Below are 16,115 nucleotides of genomic sequence, written 5' to 3'. Positions count from 1 at the left end.
ATGGCGGATTTAGAATTTGATAACACCGATTTGAGAGATTATAAGGCTGGCGGTATTCTTGAGGGGAAAGTAGCGATTGTTACCGGAGGCAGCAGCGGCATCGGCCAGGCGGCTGCTATTGCCTTCGCCAAAGAAGGCGCAAAAGTAGTCATCGGCTTTTTGGGCGATGAGGAAGGTGCGCTGAAAACTATCCAACTCATAGAAAGTTACGGGGGCAAAGCGGTGGCGCAAAGCGGCGACTTGCGGGAAGCGGCAAACAGCAGCCGGCTGGTCCAGTTTGCGTTGGACTCGTTTGGCCAAATTGATATTCTGGTCAATAATGCTGGATACCAATACCCGGAAACGTCACCGCTTGACTTGAAAGACGAAAATATACTGAAAACCTTTGAAATTAAAGCGTTCGCCATGCTCTATCTCACAAGGGCCGTGCTGCCCCATATGAAAAAAGGGTCGCGCATCATCAATACCGCCTCCATCAATGCGTACCGTGGACATTCGGATTTGATCGACTACTCGGGCGCAAACGGCGCGATTGTGTCGATGACCCGTGCTCTTGCGCGACGGCTCGTGCGCGAGGAAATTGCGGTGAATGGCATTGCGCCGGGACCTATTTGGACACCGTTGATCCCGGAAACCTTCGGAGCTTTATACGACGATATCGGGGAGGGATTCGGACAGGATGTTCCTGCCGGACGGCCAGGACAGCCGTATGAACTTGCGAAAGCATTCGTGTTCTTGGCGGATCCGCAAAATTCCTATATGACCGGACAATTTCTGCATATCAACGGTGGAGATTATATGTCATCTTAAAAGAAGGGAGGACGGTTTTGGAGAAATTCAGAACCATCCTCCCTTTTGCTGTGTCCACTTTTCTTTCTGCCATAAAAGTGTTTGTGCGAGAATGCAAAAGGGCTGATATGGTAAAATTTCCATAAGGAAAGAGGAGAGCGATTGTGAAGAAAAAATGGCTATTTTTATTCGGTATACTTGTCATGGCGCTGTTATTGGCGGGATGCCTTGAACGTGTAAAGGCACCGGCCGATAGCGGTACGGAAAAGCCGTCGTTCCAGGAAAAGAGCGCCGGCGAATTGACCGTGCATTTCATTGATGTCGGCCAAGGGGATGCTACCTTGTTCGAAACTGAAGATTACGCGATATTGATCGATACAGGAAACTGGAATGATACCGATGCCGTCGATTACCTGGAAAAGCTGGGTGTGTCCAAAATCGATATCGTTGTCGGCACGCATCCCGATTCGGATCATATCGGGCAGCTGGATAAGATAATTGAACAATTCGAAGTCAGCGAAGTGTGGCTGTCGGGCAATGTCGGAACGTCAGATACCTTTATCCGTGCACTGGAAGCCATCGAAGCGAATGGCATCGATTATTATGAACCGCGCACCGGGGAAACGTTTGATGTCGGCGGCATGGAAATCGAAGTGCTGCACCCTGCTGAAGTGACAGGCAAAGGCAATGAGGAATCCATTTCCTTGAAACTCACTTATAAAGACGTAAGCTTTATCATGACAGGCGATGCTGGCGTCAAAGAAGAGGAGGAAATGATCGATAGCGGTGCTGAGCTGAACGCGGAAATTTTGCATTTGGGCCATCACGGTTCGAATACATCGAGCGGAACTGCGTTTTTGAAAGCTGTCAGTCCTGAAGTAGCTATTTACAGTGCAGGCATCGACAATTCATACGGCCATCCACACGCAGAAGTGATTGCTGCCGCTGAAAATGCTGGAGCCAAAGTGTATGGCACTGATGTCAACGGAACTGTTCGCATTGAAACGGATGGCGTTTCCTATGAAGTATTGACCGAAAAAGACGGCATCACTGTGGAAGGGAAAAACCGCTGCATTGATATCAATATCGCTTCGTCCGCTGAGCTACAGGAAATCGAAGGGATTGGCACTGCGCTGGCAGAAGCCATTATAGAAGCACGGCCGTTTGACACGATTGAAGAGTTGGATAGCATCAAAGGCATTGGGCAAGGGAAGATTGACGCGATAGAAGAACAAGGATTGGCATGCATAGGGGGATGATGGGATGAAAGGGATGCTCGATCGGATTGAAGACGGCTGCTTGGCAGTCATTTTGATAGAAGAGCTGCAGAGGGAAATCGTCCTGCCCGCAGCCTGGCTGCCTGAGGGGAGCCAGGTCCATTCCTGGTTCGACATTGAATTGGAAGGCCAAGAAATCAGATCGATTGCGCTGGATGCGGAGACTGCAGCGGCAAAAGAGGACAAGGCGGAAGCGTTGATGAGAAGGCTGAAAGCGAAACGCGGTAAAAGCCGCTTTAAGAGAAGTGAATGAAAAAAGACAGGTAAGCGGCATGTGAAATCTGCCCGCTTCCTGTTTTTTTTTCTGTCGTTTTCTAAAGACTGACTGCTATGGCTTTTCAATCAATTCCAGATGATAGTCAGCCACTTGGCCATCCAAGTAAAGGTTCGTGACCGATGTTGAATAATTTGAGATGGTTGCTTGGAAATCCAAGTCTTTTTCCGGTATGCACACATGAAACTCCATTTCATAGAGCAGCACGGCAACATCATGGTAACTTTCGCTTGTAACCTTGAAATCAAAAATGATTTTACGGCGAAATTTTTGGCTGGTGGGATCAATGGTCGACTCCTCTGAAAAATTCAGCGCATCGAAAATATGATCATTCAAATGGATCTGTATTCCCATAATTGTTCACTCCTTATCAGTGTGATGAAAAATGGTTAGCGCTTTTTGTGCCAGCTGCGCTTTGACCATATCTTCCATCGGGGGATTGTAAAGGCCTGCGCGAACGTTCAAATAATATCGGTGCATGGGGTTGGATTCGGAAAGGGCGCGGGAACCGACAATCTTCATGGCTTTGTCGACCACGCCGATGGCTGCTTGTGTAACCGCTATTTTGGTTGCATCAAGTGCGCACTGCATGGCACCCTTGTCCTTTGCATGTTCATAGCGCTCAACTGTGCCATATAAAAGGTGCCTGGCTGTTGCGAGCTCCAGTTCCATTTCTCCGATAAGGCCTTGGATGCTTGGCGTTTCTGAAATCGGCTTGCCGAGTGAAGCCGGTATATAAGATGCAGCAAATTGGAGCGCGTAATTCCGTGCGGCAGCGGCGATCCCGATGTAACAGGCCGGAATATGCAGAAGCCAGCCTTTGGCAGGAGCTTTCGCGGCTGCAGTTTTTAAAACGTAGGAAGCAGGAATCCGGACGTTTTCGAGCACCAAAGTCTGGCTTGCTGTTCCCCGCATGGCCAGCATATCCCAAGTTTCTTCAATCGAGACGCCGGGAGTATCTTTGGGTATAGCCACCGTCAGCACCATGTCCCTTTCAGCTTTGGCCGTGACGAATATATAATCGAGCGCCGGGGCCATCGAAGTGTTGATTTTTTCGCCATTGACGATAAAGTAATCGCCGTCGCGAACCGCTGTGGTTTTCGGCAATGCACCGCGGGTGGGGCTTCCTGCATTACTTTCTGTAGCTGCCGTATTAACGAGAGCGCCTCCTTTTACTGCTTCAAGCAGCCATTTGGCTGGTTCGGCATGCCAATGGCGGTTCTCGGCAAATTCGAGAACAATGCCATTATGCCAGCCGATTGCCAGACCGGTGGGGCCAGAAGCTTCGGAGATCGCTTCCTGGGCCAATATGTATTCGTATATGCCGAAGCCCTGGCCGCCGTATTCCGCAGGCAGCGTTAGCGTATGGTAATCGATTTTTTTCAAATCCTGTATATTTTGGTGAGGAAATGAACCGATGGCATCCAGCTGGGGTTCCCGCATTTCGAACGCTCCTTGCAAGGAATGGATTTCCTCAATTATTTTTTGCTGCTGAGGTGTTTTTATAAACGAGTCCATAAAAAGCTCCTTCCGGCAAGTGTTTCTAAAACCATAACATGAAAAGCCGCCAAAGCATGTATAGCATGCTTTGGCGGCTTGGTTTGGTTTATTCGGCTGCTAATTCGGGTTTGCCCGTTTTTTTGATGTCTGACCAGATTAAAGCGGCGACCAGGAAAAATCCGAGATAGCCCACAACCGGGTAGAACATATTGACGAGTTCGGTAAAGCCGACAAAGCTTAGGCCGAACGCTGCTACGCAAATGACGATGACGAAAATCTTGAATTTCGATGTGCCCGATTGAAAGAATCGTGCAGCAAATGCATACAGCATGCTGACACCGGTATTGAAGATCATGCCGAACAAAATGATAGACATGAATATCCCTAATGCAGGGGAGATGTCATTGGCAATTTGCAGCATCGGCATTTCGGAATTGCCGACAACATCGATTTTCGAGAATATGGCCAAATGGCTGAGGAGAATTAAAACACCCAGTCCAAGTCCGCCAAGCAAACCGCCTCGCGCTGCTACTTTTTCATCTTTTTCCGTGCTGCCCATGACTATGGACATCGAAGCTCCCACGGCGATATTGAACGACGCGTAATTGATGGCAGACAGGAACCAGTTTGGAATAGCCGATAGCTGTTCTTTAGCAATCGGATCCAATGCCGTGAACGACTGATCCATTGTCAAAAGGCTATATATCGTCAAGCCTACTACCATCAGTATAAGAAATGGGGTAATGCTGCCAATGATGGCGATAACTTTATCCACGTTCAGCATGATTGTCATGAGAATAAGAGTTGTCATGATGGTGCTTCCGAGTACCGGCGACCAGCCGAATTGCTGGGAGAAGATTGAACCCGCTCCGGCAATCATAACTACACCTACACCGAACAAAGTTAAAATAATTATGTAATCGACAAGGCGGCCTACGATGTTGCCGCTGATGCCATAGACCACTTCTTTATGGGATGCTTTCTGCATCCGGCTTCCTAAACGTGTTAAATTCATGCCTAAGTAAGCAAACAGCGCAGTCGAGATAAGTGCTGCTACAATTCCGAGGATGCCAAAACTTGTGAAGTACTGCATAATTTCCTGTCCTGATGCAAAGCCCGCTCCTACAATGATGCCAATGAAAGCGCTTGCCATTTTTAAACTCTTCTTCATCGAATGTCCCCTTATAAAATAATTTGGAAAATTAACCTTATTCAAATATAGCAAAAATGTGTACGAGGCACAATGATGAGGATGGCATAAATCGTTGGTGTGTCAATCTTACTAGTGGGTTTTTCTTATGTTATTCAAAAGTAAAGTGTTGCAATAGTTAGAATTGAATAGCATTTAATAATCGCTTTAAACTATTTCATAAAAAAAGCCATCTCCCAAAGGAGTGGCTGGTATTGCTGTTATTCTTTTTTAGCGACAATGAGAAGTTTGCCTTTGTCCAATTCTTCTTCATACTGGTCGGCTTCCTGTTTAGTCAATCCGACAGATTGCATTTCAGAACGCAATTGATCGCCGCGTGAAGTGGTGAGGTTTTTCAGTTTGTTCATAAAGCCGGAATCCGGATCTTCCGCGTCCAATGCGTCAGCGATATCGTGTTGGCGCTTAGGGTCGTGAGCAAAAAGATAGATATTGTCATCATCGTATCCTTGGCTCTCCAACTTTTCAATTTCCTTTTTTGCTTGCAATGCGTTTTCAACCGTCAGTTTTACTATCATAGTAATCCCTCCAATGGGTTTTAAATACATACTTTATATACCCATTGCCCTTAGCTGTAAACAGGTGGGAATCGGTGGAATCCGTTATAATGGAAAAAATGCGTTGGCAGAAAGGAATGATTTTTTGAAAATCACCACAATCGGCATATGGGGAGGCTACCCCAATAAAAATGAAGCGACCTCGTCGTTTCTACTTGAACAGGATGGTTTTCGCTGTTTGGTCGACTGCGGCAGCGGTGTGCTCGCGGCTGTCCAAAATTATACGGAACTGAAAGATCTTGATGCGGCGGTCATCAGCCACTATCATCCGGATCACGTAGCGGACATTGGTGTGCTTCAACACGCGGCAATGGTCGGCATGCAATTGAAAGAATGGCGGACGCCTTTCCCAATTTATGCGCACGACCGGGATAAAGCCCTGTTCGATAGCCTGTCCTATAAAGGAGTGACGCAAGGGGTGGCTCTTCAGGCCGAACAAACAATCGAAATCGGACCCTGGCAAGTATCGTTCTGTGAAACGATTCATCCGGTGTATTGCCTGGCGTTGAAATTCACTGCTGAAGGGAAATCGGTCGTTTTTACAGCGGATACAGAGTGGAAAGAAGAATTGGTGGCGTTTTCGGAAGGCGTGGATCTCCTGGTCTCTGAAGCGAACCTGTATGAAAAATACGTCGGCATCATCAAAGGCCATCTGAGCGGGAAACAGGCCGGAGAGCTTGCTGAACGTGCAGGAGCCCGCGAATTGTGGCTCACGCATCTGCCGCAATACGGCGACTGCAACGAAATTTTGGAAGCGGCCCGCTCTTTTTACAGTGGCACTGCGCAATTTGCCGCAATTGGCGAAAGCAAAAATCTGTAAAAGCTTTCGCAAGAAGCAAGGCAAGCAGATAGTTTGTCTTCGAGATATATTAGTCTTATTGTTAAACTAGATTTCGTTGAAAGGAAGTTTAACAATGGACCAAAATATAAAAACATTGCCAGTATCCGTCTTGGATCTGGTTGCCATTTCACAAGGACAAACAGCAAAAGAGGCAATTGACAGCATGGTGGACTTGGCACAGCATGTCGAACAACTTGGATACCGCCGATTTTGGCTGTCCGAGCACCACAATACACCAACGCTTGCAAGTTCAGCTACATCGATTTTGATTTCCAAAGTATTGGGCAGCACGAACTCGATTGAAGCCGGCTCAGGCGGCATCATGCTGCCGAACCATACGCCGCTCGTCGTAGCCGAACAATTCGGCACATTGGAAACGATGCATCCGGGCCGCGTCAATTTAGGGCTGGGCCGCGCACCTGGAACCGATATGCAGACTGCCCGCGCGCTGCGCCGCACTTCACAGGAAACTGCGTACGCTTTTCCGCAAGACGTAGTGGAGTTGCAGAATTACTTGAAGCCGCTTGAACACCAAGGAATGGTCCATGCCTATCCGGGAGTGGGGACAGAAGTGCCGATTTTCATTTTGGGCTCAAGCACTTCAAGCGCAGAGCTTGCCGCACGCCTCGGCTTGCCGTATGTGTTTGCAGCGCATTTTGCGCCACAGCAGCTGAAGCAGGCGCTGCAGATTTACCGCAGCCAATTCCAACCTTCTGAATATCTGGCAAACCCTTACGTAATGGTTTGCGTCAACGCAGTGGCCGCTGAAACGGATGAAGAAGCGGAAATGCTCGGGACTTCCAGCAAAATGTTTTACTTGAATGTCATCCGCGGCACTAAGAATCCCTTGCAGCCGCCAGTCCAAACAATGGACGGCCGATGGACCTTCCCTGAAGAAAATATGGTGCAAGGCATGGCCCAGTATACATTCAGCGGAAGCAAAGAAACGATTGCGCGCCAGTTAGCACCGTTTATTGAAGAATTGCAGATTGATGAATTGATGGCAGTATCGTATATTTATGATCAAGACAAGAGAAAGCGTTCGTTTGAAATCTTGAAAGAAGCTGTAGATCAACTCTAATTAATGGAGGCGGTAGACATGAAAATCGGGATTATCGGAGCAACAGGAAAAGCGGGCGGGTTTATTATGAAAGAAGCGCTCCTGCGGGGGCATGACGTCACAGCGATAGTGCGTGACGCCTCGAAGCTGGTTGAAAAAAGAGCAGCAGTTTTAGAAAAAGACATTGATGAGCTGACTACTGAAGATTTACGGGAGTTTGATGTGGTCGTCAATGCGTTCGGCGTTCCCCCGGAAAAAGCCCGGCTACATGTTGTAGCAGGGAAAAGTTTGATTGATTCGATGAAAGGGGCTCCCGGTACCCGTTTGATCGTCGTTGGCGGCGCCGGCAGTTTGTTTGTCGATGAGGCACGGACGACGCGGCTGATCGATACGCCCGAGTTCCCGGAAGCCTTTAAAGCTATTGCCGCGGGGCAGTCGCAGAACCTCTCTGATTTGGAGGCTTCTGAAGGCGTCAAATGGACATTTCTGAGTCCGGCGGCTTTCTTCGACCCAACAGGAGGCCGGACAGGACGCTATGAGATCGGCGAAGACAGCATCACGTTCAATTCCAAAGGCAAAAGCTATGTCAGTTACCCGGATTACGCGGTGGCGCTAGTAGATGAAATCGAGCATCCGCGCCACTTGAACAAGCGGTTCACGGTCGTGTCGGAAGGGCATTGAGGCAGCTTGCCACTAAATGTTCACGTTCAACGCCCAGCAGGAAAAGCCAATCCTGTATAATGAAAAGAAATTCACTCATTAAAGGCGGGAAACGAAAACATGGAATTTCTATATTTTCCTGAAGATAAGTCAGAGTACATCCCGGGGATCATTTCAATTTTGGTGATTTTCCTATTATCTATACTCATTGTCCGGCTGCTGATCCGAGCGTCGAGAAAAGAAGTGAAGAAATTGGAACAACAGGGCTATCCTGCGTTTTATAACGAAGCTGAGGAACCTGCCAAGAAGCAGCAAGTCGAAGATACAACAACCGAACAGCATAAAGCGGATGCCGGCGTTGCCGAAAACCGCCTAGACAAAAAGCCCTGATTGCTCAGGGCTTTTTTGCTTGTTCAAAAAATTTGCCGAAAAGCTCGTCAATCAGCTTTCCGGCAGCGTTTAATGTGTCATGCTTTTTCTATTTCTTCTGTCAGTGAAGCGAGTTCATCGATCAGTCCACCGATGTAAGCGATCGTGTCGCGCAACGGCTGTTCGGTGGTGATGTCCACTCCGGCCATTTGGGCGAGTTCAGTTGGGGTTTTCGTGCCACCGGCTTTCAAGACGTCCAGCCATTCGTCGACCGCCGGTTGGCCTTCGCTGAGAATGCGTTTGGAAACCTGGGTTGAAATCGTCAGCCCTGCGCTGTAAGTATACGGGTACAAGCCCATGTAATAATGGGGCTGGCGCATCCATGTCAGTTCAGCGCCGCTTGTGATTTCAATCGCGTCACCCCAGAACTCTTCAAGAACGCCGCGTTTGATTGTATTGAGAATCCCCGCATTGACGCTTTCGCCAGCATCTATTCGTTCGTATACTTTCCGTTGGTAGGCTGCTTCAAGCAAATGGGTGACGAAGTTATGGTAATAGGTCCGGGCGACAATTGAAGAAATGACCCAGCGTTTGAATTTCGGGTCGTCCGAGTTGGCGAGCAGGTGGTTTGCGACCAGCATTTCGTTCATTGTGGAAGGCGCTTCGATAAAGTAAAGCGAAGGGCGGGCGTTGAAGATGTTCTGTTCACGGTTGGCGTTATGGAAATGGCCGGCATGGCCAAGCTCATGTGCAAGCACGAAAACTTCGTTCATGCGTCCGGTCCAGGAAATTAGGATGTAAGGATGGCTTCCATACGGGCTCGAGCAGAAGGCGCCTGTCGATTTTCCTGTGTTCTGAGCAAAATCGATCCAGCGTTCCGAGTAGGAGCGCTCCACCATTTCCAAGTAATCCGGACCCATGACAGCCAAGGCTTCGTTAATGTATTTTTTTGATTCTTCGACAGTGATTTCAGGTTCATATGAAGCGTCGAGCGAAATCTTCAAATCGGCGAAAGTCATCTTGTCGAGGCCGTGCACTTGCTGTAGCAATTTGGCGTATTTGCGCATATGCGGCGCCAATTCCTTCATGATCAAATCGATTTGGCGATTGTAAAGCGAGCGGTCGACTTCCTGGTCGAACAGCAAATAGTCGAAGATGGAGTCGTAGCCGCGCAAATCGGACGTTGTCTTCTCGGTTTGAAGCTCCATATCGTAAGTCTTGGCTGCCGTGTGCTGATATTCCTCAAGTTTGTCCGAAAAGGCGGTGAATGCCGCACGGCGAAGATCGGTACGGGTTTCGGCCTCCCAATCCCCTTCGAAAGACACGTAGCTAAGCGGATATTTCTGCCCTCCTGCTTCGAAATCATCAAACGACACGTCGAGCATCTTTGTTGTGTTGTAAAGCCCATAAGGAGCATTAAAAGTGGCCGAATAAGCTGCTAAGGCTTTTTCAGCTTCAGGATGCAATTGATGCGGTTTCCGCCGCAGCAATTTTTTCAAGTAGTTTTCAAAAGGCGGTGCTTGTGCGATAGCCGCTTCCAATGTGGCTTCTGGAAGTTCCAATAGCTCGCTTGCGACGAATGACAGCTGACTGCCGATTTTCGCGGCTGCCGAACCGAACCGGCTCGCGCGCATCTGGGCTTCATCGTTCGATTGGTCAGTGCTAAGCGATAGGCTTGCATAAGCGCCTGCCTGCGTAATCTTTTCATATAAAACAGCATAGGCTTCCAGCATTTCAACGATGAGAGCTGGCTCTGCCAACGTTCCTTTGAATTGTGCGCTGAAAGCTTCAGCTTCTTTTTCAAGCGCTTCTGGCACAGGCTCGAATTCCTCGCTGGATGCAAACAAACTAGCTAAATCCCATTTTTCTTCTGTTGGTACCTCTGAGCGCAGGGGCAAACTTTTAACCATATTATCTCTCCTCTACATATTACGGATATCGAACTATCTATCAGTATATAGAGCGTCAAGGCGATTGTAAAAATATTTTTAGAATCTATTAAAAAATTCTAAAAAATAGGTTTAACAAAATGTTTACGTGGAATACATCAAGTACAAGGCGGAATAACGTAGGGAAACGCGTATAAACGAAGTAAGTTTATGAACGCATCCAGACGATGACTTGCACAGCCTTGGCGGAAAATTTTGCTTTACTGGCGATATGCAACTCTTGTCAGGGACCAACTGCAACACAAGGTTTCTATCCAGACAGTGTCAAATCAGTAAACAGTAAGTTTTTTGTGGAAGTGCATCTAGTACGTCTAACTGCAGAAACACCAATTTCGCTGAGAGGTACATGCGAAGCAAAAGCCTTAATGGCAAATGACAGTTAGCGCAACACAATGCATTGGCGAGGGTTACCAAATTTCGTCAGGCATCAACATTGTAGAAGAATTGAATAGAAATTTTCCGCGTGCGATCCCCTCCAGGGAACAATTCGAGGGGCGGTAAAAGGAAGGGCATGGCCTGATGAAAAGGGTCATGCTTTTTCCTTTGCCTTAAATTAATGGATGCTAGTCAGAGTAATCAGATGATTTCGGGTTGCTGTGGTAAAATGTTGAAATAAGCGGAACAACATGCATACATAAACGGATTCCGCAGAAATGAGGGAGACCGATGATAGAAGAAATCGTACATGCTATTCAAGACGACTATCCAGAAGATTTTGCCTGGTGTTACGGCTGCGGCCGGCTGAATACGGAAGGGCATCATTTCCGCACGGGATGGGACGGCAACGAGACAGTGACCTACTATAAACCCGGTCCGCAACATAAGGCGATTCCCGGATTCGTGTACGGCGGCCTGATTGCGTCATTGATCGATTGCCACGGCACGGGTTCCGCGTCACTTGCGCTGCACCGCAAAAATGGCTTTGAACCCGGAAGCGGTAAAGAGCCTCCACGCTTTGTGACTGCTTCGCTGCATGTAGATTTCTTGAAGCCGACACCTGATGGGCAAGTGCTGAAAGCGGTTGGGATAGTGGAAGAAATCCATCCGAAGAAATTCAAAGTGGCTGTCGAAGTGTTTGTGGGAGAAGTGCTCTGTGCGAAAGGGGAAGTAGTAGCAGTAGTTATGCCGGCTTCTTTTGCGAATCAGTGAATCTTATTGAACCGATTTTAACAGCGCAAAAAGTCCATCTTGATAGGATGGGCTTTTTTTGCATTAATAACCTAGTTTACTAGTAAGAATAGTAGGTTTGCTATATAATCAATTTATTCTGTTAAATAAAGTGAATGTTTTCACGATTTTGATAGTAAGATGCGGAAGGATGCGATCATAGATGAAGTATGGTTTTTGGTTACCGATTTTTGGCGGATGGCTGCGCAATGTGGAAGATGAAAACATGCCAGCAACTTTTGAGTATGCGAAACAAGTAGTGCAGAGGGCTGAACAATGGGGCTATGACACAACATTAATTGCTGAATTGAATTTGAATGATATAAAAGGAATGGAAGCCGATTCCCTTGAAGCTTGGTCGACTGCAGCAGCCTTGGCGGCGGTAACGGAAAAAATCGAAATCATGACTGCGATTCGGCCGGCTTTCCATAACCCGGCCATTGCAGCGAAAATGGCTGCCAATATTGATCGTATTTCCAATGGCCGTTTTACATTGAATGTGGTTTCAGCTTGGTGGGCAGAAGAAGCGCGCCAATACGGCGGCGACTTTACTGAACATGACGAACGCTACGACCGAACCGATGAATTCCTGCAAGTTGTCAAAGGCATGTGGAGCGAAAAAGAGTTTTCGTTCAAAGGGAAATACTACGACATCCAGAATGCACGTCTTGAGCCGAAACCTGTTCAGCGTCCGAATCCGATTTTGTATGCAGGAGGCGAAAGCCCGCGCGGCAAAAAATCGATTGTCGAGTCTTGCGACGCCTATGTTATGCATGGCGGTACCGTGGAAGAAATCGATATGAAAATCCAAGATATGAAAAGCCTGCGCCAAGCGGCAGGGAAAGAGCCGCTGCAATCGTTCGGCATGGCAGCTTACGTGGTATGCCGCGATACGGAAGAAGAAGTGCAAGAAGAATATGCCCGTATCGTAGACATGAAAGATGCCAGCGGTTATGTCGGGTATAATGATTTTGTCAGCAAATCACAATTGGAGCAGCAAGTGAAACTGGAAGACTATTCCGTTTCAAACCGAGGGCTGCGGCCGAACTTGATCGGTACGCCGGAGCAAATTGCCGATCGCATCCTTGCTTATGAAGAAGCGGGGCTTGGTTTATTGCTGCTGCAATTCTCTCCGCAATTGGAAGAGATGGAGCGCTTTTCCCAAAAAGTGATGCCGCTGGTGGAAGAAAAACGCAAAGCGCTACAAGCGCTTTCGAATTAGGAGGAAGACGATGACTGAAAAAATATACGTCATTCATGAAAACGAAGAATGGACCACGCATTTATTCAAGCGGCTTGATGAACTGGAATTGCCTTACGAGAACTGGTTTATCGATGAAGGCTTGGTGGATTTGAACGAAACGCCGCCAGAAGGTGTATTTTACAGCCGTATGAGTGCTTCATCGCATACGCGGGGCCACCGCTATGCGCCGGAATTGACGGAATCCGTGCTTGTCTGGCTCGAGCACCACGGGCGCAAAGTGTTCAACGGCAGCCGCGCGCTGCGTCTGGAAGTCAGCAAAGTGAATCAATACATGGCACTTAACGCTGCCGGCATCCATACGCCGAAAACAATTGCGGCAAACGGCAAGGAGCAAATCGTGAAAGCGGCGGAAAAGTTGGGCGAAGCGTCATTCATTATTAAACACAACCGTGCCGGAAAAGGACTCGGCGTGCAATTATTCCATTCAATGGAAGCTTTGCATGAATACTTGGACGGCGGCGGATTCGAACCGTCGATTGATGGCATCACACTAGTCCAGCAATACATTCAGGCGCCTGAACCGTTTATCACCCGCTGTGAATTTGTCGGCGGCAAGTTTGTCTATGCGGTGCAAGTGGATACATCAGAAGGCTTCGAACTCTGTCCGGCAGATGCATGCCGAATTGATGACTTGTTCTGCCCGGTTGGCGAAGAAGTAGGAGAAAAACCGAAATTCCAAGTGGTTGAAGGATTCAATGACCCGATCATCGCTAAATATGAAGAGTTTCTGCGCCAAAATAATATTGCGGTAGCAGGAATCGAATTTATTCGTAATAGCGCGGGGGATATTTTCACCTATGATGTGAACACCAATACAAATTACAATGCAGATGCTGAAGCAGCATACGGCAAGTACGGCATGCTGGAATTGGCGAATTTTCTTGGCAAAGAACTGAAAGGCGCAAAGGCTGTTGTTTAATGGAGGAGGTACCGTTTCTTTGAGATGGTGCCTTCTCATTTTTGTTTAAGGCCTGCTTTATCCGGGAAAAACCCAGTAATAAAGTGAATAACAAGAAAGGGCGTTGAAAATGGACAAGAAGCGAGAGGAAGAAGAATTGGTTGAACCGGAGGGAACAGAAGAAGTGGAAGAAGTAGAAGAGGTAGAAGAAGAAACAGAGGAAGAAACCAAAAATGATGATTCTTATCTCGATAAAATTTATAGCAATATAGCGTCGAATCGCTATGAGAATTTGCGGACAAGCTCCATTGAAAACAAAGCGAAGGCATTGCGGAAAAAACATAAATAAAGATCCAATGCGAAACGCATTGGATCTTTATTTTTTGCGCGGCGTTTTACTGATTTCCTCGGAAACAGCGAAGGCCAGATCGTCGTTGCCGAACATCTGAAGGATTTCCAGCATCGTGTCATCACCGACCTCGATTTCTTCCATTTCGGCAGCGGATTCTTCTACAGCGAGAAGCAAAGCCGGGTTCTTTTCCTGATGGGGGTAGGCTTTTTGATAAAGTGCAATAGGGTCCAATTGGCGGGCTGCGCACCAGTGGACAAACAGCTGGATCATGGTGTTTTCATCTTGCTGGTATTTTTTGATAATGTATTCTTCACGATTTTCGAATTCCATTTTCATCACATCCTTTGCAATTTGTTTCCTTGTCCTACTATAACAAAACAGCCAATTCGAGTACATGCATGGACTTCTATGTTCATTTACTCTAGAATAAACGCGAGAGCAAAGCTGAGATCGGAGGGCATAACATGAAATTATTGCAAGTCAGGAAGGGACAATTCGTCTACTTCAACAACGAGCTGCATAAAGTGTATTCGGTAAAGCCATTGGCTAAAAAGTCGGTGCTGATGTACCGGATCAAAGACATGGAGCAGTTTGAAAGCAAAGCGGAAGATGTGACCTTCTATAAGCCGAAACACATGGATTCGTTCATGCTGATGGGGACGCGCTATACATTGCGTGAAGACCTTGAAGCAGAGCAGGGCGGCTATATTTTCATCTCGAAGCCGGATCCGGATTATACCGATCATTATGCGCTAAATGAATTCGAGAGAGTTGAATTGGTGGAAGGCAGAGACGTTATCACGACTCGCCAGAATACGGTTAAAGCGAAAGAATTTTTCGTCATGGCGCCAGGCCAAGTGTCTGGAAGCAACGATATCGCTTATTATGACAAATCCAAAGTGCCAGCAGAGCAACTTGAAAAAGATGCAGGGCTGGAAGAGGAATTGAAAGAAAAGAATGCCATCAAACCTTCTATAGGGGATGTCTACCTGAATCTTGAAAATGGCGCAACCACTATGGTCGTGGCGATTGAACAAGATGTAGCCACAATGGGTACAGGCGATAAGATGACATTCAGCCAATTATACAAAGCGGATAATTGGAGTTTCCTTTATTCCCTCAATTCAGGAGCGGATGAGTTAGTATAATGAAAAAATGCGGACCAAAGCGGTCCGCATTTTTTTTGCCCTAACCCGGAAATGGAAGGGGTCCCTCATAAGCTATTCCGCCATTATTCAGTTGCAACTACCATGAATTCCTTGGCGATCGAGTAGAATCGGGCACCGTGGCCTTCAGCGGCTTCCAGGAAATACTTTTCCGTCAGGGTAAAGCTGCCTTGCTGCCCGTCACTGACAACGTAAGCGTGGATGACTGGATCATCCCATTCCTGGCCGCCATCTGCGATGCCATGAAGGAGAAAGCCTTGGACAGGTTCCTCGACTCTTTCAGCCTCTTTCAAGTCTGGAAAAGAAGCTTTTAATTGTTCGGCAAGCTCCGCGGTTTGTTCAGCCGGGGCAGTGTCAGGGGTATGCAGGATTGCCATCGACACTTCAGGATAGCCTTCCGGGAGCGCTTCTTTGGGAATGATCATGTCGGGATCCGCTTCTTGCCCGGCCACCATTTTATAGCGTTCTTCATCAATGTATATGATATAAGATTCATTCTTTCCGATATTCAGGCGACCGGTGATTTTTTCTTCGGTACCTTCCACTTGGACCACCATTTCCTTTTCAGCAGGGAAGCGCTCTTCAATTGGAAGGGTGGGTTCCTCTACAGGTTCGGAAACTTCCCCTGTAGCAGGCGGCTCTGATTCTTTCTCTGGTGCACTGGAGCCTTGGGGCTTATCAAGAAACCCAGTTCCCGTAATAAGCAGCAAAGCCAGACCAATCAGCAGGACGGTGGCAGTAATCAGCATAAGACCTCGTCTTTTGTCCATCGTATTCTCCTCCCA

Annotated in this window: 19 protein-coding genes; 12 read left to right on the top strand and 7 right to left on the bottom strand. The window is 47.6% G+C overall.

Annotated features, from left to right (window positions below; genetic code table 11):
• From AC4EHJ_RS13930 to AC4EHJ_RS13920, 3 genes are all read left to right on the top strand, one after another.
• Entirely contained in the window at positions 1–810 is an 810-nt protein-coding gene (locus tag AC4EHJ_RS13930; RefSeq protein ID WP_490976230.1) for an SDR family oxidoreductase, read from the top strand.
• A 143-nt stretch (positions 811–953) separates the two neighbouring features.
• Positions 954–2,048 carry an MBL fold metallo-hydrolase gene (locus AC4EHJ_RS13925; RefSeq protein ID WP_490976229.1) on the top strand — a complete coding sequence of 365 codons (1,095 nt, stop codon included), beginning with the start codon at positions 954–956 and terminating at the stop codon, positions 2,046–2,048.
• Between the two features lie 4 nt (positions 2,049–2,052).
• Positions 2,053–2,319, top strand: a complete 267-nt coding sequence (locus tag AC4EHJ_RS13920; RefSeq protein ID WP_490976228.1) for a DUF3006 family protein — start codon at positions 2,053–2,055, stop codon at positions 2,317–2,319.
• 75 nt (positions 2,320–2,394) lie between these two features.
• Here the strand turns inward: AC4EHJ_RS13920 and AC4EHJ_RS13915 are convergent, their stop codons facing one another.
• The 4 genes from AC4EHJ_RS13915 to AC4EHJ_RS13900 form a co-directional block, all read right to left on the bottom strand.
• Positions 2,395–2,694 (bottom strand): DUF3219 family protein, encoded by a 300-nt coding sequence (locus AC4EHJ_RS13915; protein ID WP_490976227.1) that lies wholly within the window; start codon positions 2,692–2,694, stop codon positions 2,395–2,397.
• Positions 2,695–2,700: 6 nt separating this feature from the next.
• Complete coding sequence (locus AC4EHJ_RS13910; protein ID WP_490976226.1) at positions 2,701–3,858, bottom strand: acyl-CoA dehydrogenase family protein; 1,158 nt, start codon at positions 3,856–3,858, stop codon at positions 2,701–2,703.
• Positions 3,859–3,946: 88 nt separating this feature from the next.
• Positions 3,947–5,011 carry a YkvI family membrane protein gene (locus tag AC4EHJ_RS13905; RefSeq protein ID WP_490976225.1) on the bottom strand — a complete coding sequence of 355 codons (1,065 nt, stop codon included), beginning with the start codon at positions 5,009–5,011 and terminating at the stop codon, positions 3,947–3,949.
• A gap of 239 nt (positions 5,012–5,250) precedes the next feature.
• Complete coding sequence (locus AC4EHJ_RS13900) at positions 5,251–5,565, bottom strand: YflT domain-containing protein (RefSeq protein ID WP_490976224.1); 315 nt, start codon at positions 5,563–5,565, stop codon at positions 5,251–5,253.
• Positions 5,566–5,689: 124 nt separating this feature from the next.
• Here AC4EHJ_RS13900 and AC4EHJ_RS13895 point away from each other — a divergent pair, with 124 nt between their 5' ends.
• The 4 genes from AC4EHJ_RS13895 to AC4EHJ_RS13880 all read left to right on the top strand — a co-directional run bounded on the left by AC4EHJ_RS13895 (position 5,690) and on the right by AC4EHJ_RS13880 (position 8,555).
• A complete protein-coding gene (locus AC4EHJ_RS13895) occupies positions 5,690–6,424 on the top strand; it encodes an MBL fold metallo-hydrolase (RefSeq protein WP_490976223.1) in 735 nt (244 codons plus the stop codon).
• Positions 6,425–6,518: 94 nt separating this feature from the next.
• Positions 6,519–7,526 carry an LLM class flavin-dependent oxidoreductase gene (locus AC4EHJ_RS13890; RefSeq protein ID WP_490976222.1) on the top strand — a complete coding sequence of 336 codons (1,008 nt, stop codon included), beginning with the start codon at positions 6,519–6,521 and terminating at the stop codon, positions 7,524–7,526.
• Between the two features lie 18 nt (positions 7,527–7,544).
• On the top strand, positions 7,545–8,186 hold the full coding sequence (locus AC4EHJ_RS13885) for an NAD(P)-dependent oxidoreductase (RefSeq protein ID WP_490976221.1): 642 nt from the start codon (positions 7,545–7,547) through the stop codon (positions 8,184–8,186).
• Positions 8,187–8,285: 99 nt separating this feature from the next.
• Positions 8,286–8,555 (top strand): hypothetical protein, encoded by a 270-nt coding sequence (locus tag AC4EHJ_RS13880; protein WP_490976220.1) that lies wholly within the window; start codon positions 8,286–8,288, stop codon positions 8,553–8,555.
• Positions 8,556–8,632: 77 nt separating this feature from the next.
• Here AC4EHJ_RS13880 and pepF read toward each other — a convergent pair whose 3' ends face one another.
• Positions 8,633–10,444 carry an oligoendopeptidase F gene (gene pepF / locus AC4EHJ_RS13875; protein ID WP_490976219.1) on the bottom strand — a complete coding sequence of 604 codons (1,812 nt, stop codon included), beginning with the start codon at positions 10,442–10,444 and terminating at the stop codon, positions 8,633–8,635.
• A 705-nt stretch (positions 10,445–11,149) separates the two neighbouring features.
• Here pepF and AC4EHJ_RS13870 point away from each other — a divergent pair.
• The 4 genes from AC4EHJ_RS13870 to AC4EHJ_RS13855 all read left to right on the top strand — a co-directional run bounded on the left by AC4EHJ_RS13870 (position 11,150) and on the right by AC4EHJ_RS13855 (position 14,161).
• A complete protein-coding gene (locus AC4EHJ_RS13870; RefSeq protein ID WP_490976218.1) occupies positions 11,150–11,632 on the top strand; it encodes a PaaI family thioesterase in 483 nt (160 codons plus the stop codon).
• A 181-nt stretch (positions 11,633–11,813) separates the two neighbouring features.
• Complete coding sequence (locus tag AC4EHJ_RS13865; RefSeq protein WP_490976217.1) at positions 11,814–12,872, top strand: LLM class flavin-dependent oxidoreductase; 1,059 nt, start codon at positions 11,814–11,816, stop codon at positions 12,870–12,872.
• Between the two features lie 10 nt (positions 12,873–12,882).
• A complete protein-coding gene (locus AC4EHJ_RS13860) occupies positions 12,883–13,833 on the top strand; it encodes an ATP-grasp domain-containing protein (RefSeq protein ID WP_490976216.1) in 951 nt (316 codons plus the stop codon).
• Positions 13,834–13,942: 109 nt separating this feature from the next.
• The gene (locus tag AC4EHJ_RS13855) at positions 13,943–14,161 is read left to right on the top strand and encodes a hypothetical protein (RefSeq protein ID WP_490976215.1); all 219 of its coding nucleotides are present in this window, start codon (positions 13,943–13,945) and stop codon (positions 14,159–14,161) included.
• A 27-nt stretch (positions 14,162–14,188) separates the two neighbouring features.
• Here AC4EHJ_RS13855 and yxiS read toward each other — a convergent pair whose 3' ends face one another.
• Positions 14,189–14,494 (bottom strand): protein YxiS, encoded by a 306-nt coding sequence (gene yxiS, locus AC4EHJ_RS13850; protein WP_490976214.1) that lies wholly within the window; start codon positions 14,492–14,494, stop codon positions 14,189–14,191.
• Positions 14,495–14,628: 134 nt separating this feature from the next.
• Here yxiS and AC4EHJ_RS13845 point away from each other — a divergent pair, with 134 nt between their 5' ends.
• A complete protein-coding gene (locus tag AC4EHJ_RS13845) occupies positions 14,629–15,312 on the top strand; it encodes a hypothetical protein (RefSeq protein WP_490976213.1) in 684 nt (227 codons plus the stop codon).
• Positions 15,313–15,395: 83 nt separating this feature from the next.
• Here the strand turns inward: AC4EHJ_RS13845 and AC4EHJ_RS13840 are convergent, their stop codons facing one another.
• The gene (locus tag AC4EHJ_RS13840; protein ID WP_490976212.1) at positions 15,396–16,100 is read right to left on the bottom strand and encodes a hypothetical protein; all 705 of its coding nucleotides are present in this window, start codon (positions 16,098–16,100) and stop codon (positions 15,396–15,398) included.
• Positions 16,101–16,115: the final 15 nt, after the last annotated feature.

The sequence above is a fragment of the Planococcus sp. TJ-301 genome, assembly GCF_058268475.1.
The sequence above is the reverse complement of the archived record's forward strand: the minus strand, read 5'-3'. Positions and strand labels throughout refer to the sequence as shown.

Excerpts from the sequence above, each read along its gene's own strand:
- AC4EHJ_RS13930 (WP_490976230.1), top strand. The coding sequence starts at position 1 with ATGGCGGATTTAGAATTTGATAACACCGATTTGAGAGATTATAAGGCT.
- AC4EHJ_RS13920 (WP_490976228.1), top strand. The coding sequence starts at position 2,053 with ATGAAAGGGATGCTCGATCGGATTGAAGACGGCTGCTTGGCAGTCATT.
- AC4EHJ_RS13915 (WP_490976227.1), bottom strand. The coding sequence starts at position 2,694 with ATGGGAATACAGATCCATTTGAATGATCATATTTTCGATGCGCTGAAT.
- AC4EHJ_RS13910 (WP_490976226.1), bottom strand. The coding sequence starts at position 3,858 with ATGGACTCGTTTATAAAAACACCTCAGCAGCAAAAAATAATTGAGGAA.
- AC4EHJ_RS13905 (WP_490976225.1), bottom strand. The coding sequence starts at position 5,011 with ATGAAGAAGAGTTTAAAAATGGCAAGCGCTTTCATTGGCATCATTGTA.
- AC4EHJ_RS13900 (WP_490976224.1), bottom strand. The coding sequence starts at position 5,565 with ATGATAGTAAAACTGACGGTTGAAAACGCATTGCAAGCAAAAAAGGAA.
- AC4EHJ_RS13890 (WP_490976222.1), top strand. The coding sequence starts at position 6,519 with ATGGACCAAAATATAAAAACATTGCCAGTATCCGTCTTGGATCTGGTT.
- AC4EHJ_RS13885 (WP_490976221.1), top strand. The coding sequence starts at position 7,545 with ATGAAAATCGGGATTATCGGAGCAACAGGAAAAGCGGGCGGGTTTATT.
- AC4EHJ_RS13880 (WP_490976220.1), top strand. The coding sequence starts at position 8,286 with ATGGAATTTCTATATTTTCCTGAAGATAAGTCAGAGTACATCCCGGGG.
- pepF (WP_490976219.1), bottom strand. The coding sequence starts at position 10,444 with ATGGTTAAAAGTTTGCCCCTGCGCTCAGAGGTACCAACAGAAGAAAAA.
- AC4EHJ_RS13870 (WP_490976218.1), top strand. The coding sequence starts at position 11,150 with ATGATAGAAGAAATCGTACATGCTATTCAAGACGACTATCCAGAAGAT.
- AC4EHJ_RS13865 (WP_490976217.1), top strand. The coding sequence starts at position 11,814 with ATGAAGTATGGTTTTTGGTTACCGATTTTTGGCGGATGGCTGCGCAAT.
- AC4EHJ_RS13860 (WP_490976216.1), top strand. The coding sequence starts at position 12,883 with ATGACTGAAAAAATATACGTCATTCATGAAAACGAAGAATGGACCACG.
- AC4EHJ_RS13855 (WP_490976215.1), top strand. The coding sequence starts at position 13,943 with ATGGACAAGAAGCGAGAGGAAGAAGAATTGGTTGAACCGGAGGGAACA.
- yxiS (WP_490976214.1), bottom strand. The coding sequence starts at position 14,494 with ATGGAATTCGAAAATCGTGAAGAATACATTATCAAAAAATACCAGCAA.
- AC4EHJ_RS13845 (WP_490976213.1), top strand. The coding sequence starts at position 14,629 with ATGAAATTATTGCAAGTCAGGAAGGGACAATTCGTCTACTTCAACAAC.
- AC4EHJ_RS13840 (WP_490976212.1), bottom strand. The coding sequence starts at position 16,100 with ATGGACAAAAGACGAGGTCTTATGCTGATTACTGCCACCGTCCTGCTG.